This window comes from Trabulsiella odontotermitis (genome assembly GCF_001188485.1).
Taxonomy (GTDB): Bacteria; Pseudomonadota; Gammaproteobacteria; order Enterobacterales; family Enterobacteriaceae; genus Trabulsiella; species Trabulsiella odontotermitis_A.
Genome location: NZ_JNGH01000015.1, coordinates 1 through 5187 on the forward strand (window position 1 = coordinate 1; position 5187 = coordinate 5187).

General features: G+C 57.3%; 4 protein-coding genes. All 4 read left to right on the forward strand.

From position 1 onward, the window contains the following. Positions 1 to 108: 108 nt before the first annotated feature. Positions 109 to 597, forward strand: a complete 489-nt coding sequence (gene mreD, locus GM30_RS01005; RefSeq protein WP_049847134.1) for a rod shape-determining protein MreD — start codon at positions 109 to 111, stop codon at positions 595 to 597. A 7-nt stretch (positions 598 to 604) separates the two neighbouring features. After that, on the forward strand, positions 605 to 1198 hold the full coding sequence (locus GM30_RS01010; RefSeq protein WP_049847135.1) for a Maf family protein: 594 nt from the start codon (positions 605 to 607) through the stop codon (positions 1196 to 1198). Beyond that, entirely contained in the window at positions 1188 to 2657 is a 1470-nt protein-coding gene (rng, locus tag GM30_RS01015) for a ribonuclease G (protein WP_049847136.1), read from the forward strand. Before GM30_RS01010 ends, rng begins: the two co-directional genes overlap by 11 nt. A gap of 78 nt (positions 2658 to 2735) precedes the next feature. Continuing rightward, on the forward strand, positions 2736 to 5187 hold a 2452-nt coding region (locus tag GM30_RS01020), incomplete at its 3' end, for a YhdP family protein (RefSeq protein ID WP_072093989.1).

The window sequence follows — 5187 nt, forward strand, 5'->3', positions numbered from 1 at the left end:
GGACGCGATGGGCCCACCTGCGCCGATTCCGGCACCGGCGACCGGTCTGGCACAGCCGCCGACCGCGCAGCCACAGCCTGCGCAACCGCTCCCGACGGGAGGGCAGTAGTGGCAAATTACCGTAGCCAGGGACGCTGGGTTATCTGGCTCTCGTTTTTTATCGCACTGTTGCTGCAAATTATGCCCTGGCCGGATGAGATCAGTCTCTTCCGGCCAAACTGGGTGCTGTTGATTCTGCTCTATTGGATTCTGGCGTTACCGCATCGCGTAAATGTCGGCACCGGTTTTGTTGTCGGTGCCATACTGGATCTCATTAGCGGCTCTACACTGGGCGTTCGCGCGCTGTCTTTAAGTATTGTTGCTTATCTCGTTGCACTGAAATACCAGCTCTTCCGCAACCTGGCGCTCTGGCAGCAGGCGCTGGTGGTGATATTGCTGTCGCTGGCGGTGGATATCATTGTTTTCTGGGCTGAGTTTTTAGTGATCGACGTCTCTTTCCGACCGGAAGTGTTCTGGAGTAGTGTAGTTAACGGAGTGCTCTGGCCGTGGATTTTCCTGCTGATGCGGAAAATCCGCCAGCAATACGCAGTGCAATAAGGTTCTTATGACAGCTCTTTATCTTGCATCTGGCTCCCCGCGTCGTCAGGAGTTACTCACCCAACTCGGCATTACTTTTGAAAAAGTCGTTCCCGGGATTGAAGAACAGCGTCGCCCACAGGAAAGCGCACAGCAGTATGTGTCGCGCCTGGCGCGTGAAAAAGCGCAGGCGGGCATCGCGCTGACGGCGGCAGATTTGCCGGTACTGGGGGCGGATACTATTGTTATTCTCAATGGTGAAGTGCTTGAAAAACCTCGCGATGGCGAACACGCCGCCGCGATGCTGCGTATGCTCTCCGGTAAGACACATCAGGTGATGACGGCGGTGGCGCTGGCGGACCGTCAGCACATGCTGGATTGTCTGGTGGTGACGGACGTGACGTTCAGAGTGCTTTCAGAGCGGGACATCGCTGACTACGTGGCCAGCGGTGAACCTTTAGATAAAGCAGGTGCATACGGTATTCAGGGGCTGGGTGGCTGTTTTGTCAGGAAGATAAATGGCAGCTATCACGCCGTGGTCGGCTTACCGCTGGTGGAAACGTATGAGTTGCTGAGTAATTTTAACTCACTACGTGAGAAAAGGGATCATCATGACGGCTGAATTATTAGTGAACGTAACCCCATCGGAAACGCGCGTGGCGTACATTGATGGCGGTATTTTGCAGGAAATCCATATTGAGCGCGAAGCACGGCGCGGGATCGTAGGCAATATCTACAAAGGTCGGGTCAGTCGTGTCCTGCCTGGTATGCAGGCGGCTTTTGTAGATATTGGTCTGGACAAGGCGGCGTTTCTGCACGCCTCGGATATCATGCCGCACACGGAATGCGTGGCGGGGGAAGAGCAAAAGCAATTCACCGTCCGCGATATCTCCGAGCTGGTGCGTCAGGGGCAGGATCTCATGGTGCAGGTGGTGAAAGATCCGCTGGGCACCAAAGGCGCGCGTCTGACCACCGACATCACCTTACCGTCACGTTACCTGGTGTTTATGCCCGGTGCCGCGCATGTCGGCGTATCGCAACGCATTGAAAGTGAAGCGGAACGTGAGCGCCTGAAAAAAATCGTCACTGACTACTGCGACGAGCAGGGCGGATTCATCATTCGTACGGCGGCGGAAGGGATTTCGGAAGAGGATCTCTCCTCGGACGCGGCCTACCTCAAGCGCGTATGGACGAAAGTGATGGAGCGCAGAAAGCGCCAGCAGACGCGCCATCAGTTGTACGGTGAACTGGCGCTGGCGCAGCGCGTGCTGCGTGATTTCGCCGATGCGCATCTTGACCGCATTCGGGTGGATTCCCGCCTGACGTTTGAAGCGCTGCTGGAATTTACCGCCGAATATATCCCGGAAATGACCAGCAAGCTGGAACACTACAGCGGCCGTCAGCCGATTTTCGATCTCTTTGACGTCGAAAATGAAATTCAGCGCGCGCTGGAGCGCAAAGTCGAGCTGAAATCCGGCGGCTATCTGATCATCGACCAGACCGAAGCGATGACCACCATCGACATCAATACCGGCGCGTTTGTTGGTCACCGTAATCTCGACGACACCATTTTCAACACCAACATCGAAGCGACCCAGGCGATCGCGCGCCAGCTGCGTCTGCGCAATCTTGGCGGCATTATCATCATCGACTTTATCGACATGAGTAATGACGATCACCGCCGCCGCGTGCTGCACTCGCTGGAACAGGCGTTAAGCAAAGATCGCGTGAAAACCAGCATCAACGGTTTCTCCCAGCTTGGCCTGGTGGAAATGACCCGAAAACGGACGCGAGAAAGTGTGGAACATGTGCTGTGTAATGAGTGTCCTACCTGTCATGGCCGGGGAACGGTAAAAACGGTCGAGACCGTGTGCTACGAAATTATGCGCGAGATTGTGCGCGTGCATCACGCCTATGAGTCCGATCGTTTCCTGGTCTATGCGTCGCCCGCAGTGGCTGAAGCCCTGAAAGGGGAAGAGTCGCATGCGCTGGCGGAAGTGGAAATCTTCGTCGGTAAGCAGGTCAAAGTGCAGATTGAACCGCTCTATAATCAGGAGCAGTTTGATGTGGTCATGATGTAATACGAACACTGCTTTACACGAATCATTTGAAGAGGCGGGTGAATGGATGAGGTGTAAGGCGCTGACAAGGAGAGAGGCGTGAGGCGTTTGCCGGGGATTTTACTGCTCACCGTGGCAGCTCTGATTGTCATTGTCGCGCTGCTGGTGAGTGGCCTGCGTCTCGTCTTGCCACAGCTGAACACATGGCGCCCGCAATTGCTGGAAAAAATCAGCGCCTCGACCGGCGTTCCTGTTGACGCGTCCGCCGTCACCGCCAGTTGGGAGAATTTTGGCCCGACGCTCGATGTTCGTGATATCAACGCCAGCCTGAACGACGGCGGCGAACTCTCGGTAAAACGCGTCACGCTGGCGCTGGATGTGTGGCAAAGCCTGCTGCACATGCGCTGGCAGTTCCGCGATCTCACCTTCTGGCAGCTACGCGTTCACACCAACACGCCGCTGCAAAGCAACGACGGCAGCGACAGCATTCAGACCGATCGCATCAGCGATCTCTTCCTGCGTCAGTTTGACCACTTTACCCTGCGCGACAGCCAGTTGAGCTTCCTGACCTTATCCGGCCAGCGGGCGGAGCTGACGGTGCCGCAACTGACCTGGCTTAACGGCGACAACCGCCACCGTGCCGAGGGCGAGCTGAGCCTCTCCAGCCTGACGGGGCAGCACGGCGTGATGCAGGTCCGCATGGATCTGCGTGACGAAAACGGCATCCTGAACAAAGGTCGCGTCTGGCTTCAGGCCGATGACATCGACGTGAAACCTTGGCTTGGCCGCTGGATGCAGGACAACATCGCGCTGGAATCCGCACGGTTCAGTCTTGAAGGCTGGATGTCGCTAAACAAAGGCGAAGTCGAAAGCGGCGATCTGTGGCTGAAGCAGGGCGGCGCGAGCTGGCAGGGCGATCAGCAAACGCACCGCCTTGACGTCGACAACCTCACGGCACACCTGACCCGCGAGCGGGAAGGCTGGGCGATGCGCATTCCCGATACCCGGATTGCTATCGACGGCACCCGCTGGCCAACCGGTGCGCTGGCGATGGCCTGGATCCCGGCACAGGAAGTGGGCGGCGCGTCCGGCGTGCGCAGCGATGAACTGCGCCTTCGCGCCACCAATCTGGATCTCGGCAGTCTGAAAGGCCTGCTGCCGATCGCCGCAAAACTCTCCCCGGCGCTGGGCGAAATGTGGCAAACCACCCAGCCGACCGGCACGGTCGATACGCTGGCGGTTGATATTCCCTTACAGCAAACCGAAAAAACGCGTTTCCAGGCAGCGTGGAATAATCTCGCCTGGAAACAGTGGAAGCTGCTGCCGGGCGCAGAACATTTTTCCGGCAGGATTGACGGCAGCGTCGAGGACGGCGCGCTGACCGCCTCGATGCAGCAGGCGGTCATGCCGTACGAAACGGTTTTCCGCGCGCCGCTGGAGATCGAAAAAGGGATAGCGAATCTCCGTTGGGTGAGGAATGAAAAGGGCTTTATGCTCGATGGCCGTGACATCGATGTACAGGCGAAAGCGGTTCGCGCGCATGGCGGTTTCCGCTATCTCCAGCCGGAAGGCGATGCGCCGTGGTTAGGTATTCTCGCCGGGATCAGCACCGACGATGGCGGCCAGGCGTGGCGCTATTTTCCGGAAAACCTGATGGGCAAAGCGTTGGTGGACTACCTCAGCGGTGCTATCAAAGGCGGCCAGGCCGATGACGCGACGCTGGTCTACAGCGGCAACCCGCATCTGTTCCCCTACAAGCATAACGAAGGCCAGTTCCAGGTCTGGGTGCCGTTGCATAACGCGACCTTCGCTTTCCAGCCTGACTGGCCTGCGCTGACGAATCTGAATATTGACCTCAACTTCCTCAACGACGGCCTGTGGATGAAGGCCGATGACGTGAAGCTGGGCGGCGTGACGGCCAATAACCTCAACGCGGCCATCCCGGACTACTCGAAAGAGAAATTATTAATTGATGCTGATATTCATGGTCCGGGGAAAGCGGTCGGTCCGTACTTTAAAGAGACGCCGCTGAAAGACACGCTCGCTGCTACGCTTGACGAACTGCAACTGGATGGCGATGTTAACGCCCGCCTGAATCTCGACATCCCGCTCGACGGTGAAATGACCACCGCCAAAGGCAACGTGCAGTTGCAAAATAACAGCCTGTTCATCAAGCCGCTGAACAGCACGCTGAAAAACCTCAGCGGGCGATTCAGCTTTGTGAACGNCGTTAACGTCAATCTGGATGCCAACTGGCAGCCAACCCGCACCGGTTTATTGCCGAAGGCGATCGACGAGGCGTTGAGCGGCAGCGTGCCCTGGGAAGGGAAAGTCGGCATCGAAATTCCTTACAAGGGCGGCTCGAAGTATACCGTCGATATCACCGGTGACCTGAAAAATGTAAGCAGTCACTTACCGCCGCCGGTGGACAAGCAGGCAGGCAAAGCGATGCCGGTGAAAATCAACGTCGAAGGTGGGATGGACAGTTTTAACCTGACCGGAAAGCTGGGCGGCGCGGAATACTTCAACAGCCGCTGGCTTCTCGACAACA

Excerpts from the sequence above, each read along its gene's own strand:
- GM30_RS01010 (WP_049847135.1), top strand. The coding sequence starts at position 605 with ATGACAGCTCTTTATCTTGCATCTGGCTCCCCGCGTCGTCAGGAGTTA.
- rng (WP_049847136.1), top strand. The coding sequence starts at position 1,188 with ATGACGGCTGAATTATTAGTGAACGTAACCCCATCGGAAACGCGCGTG.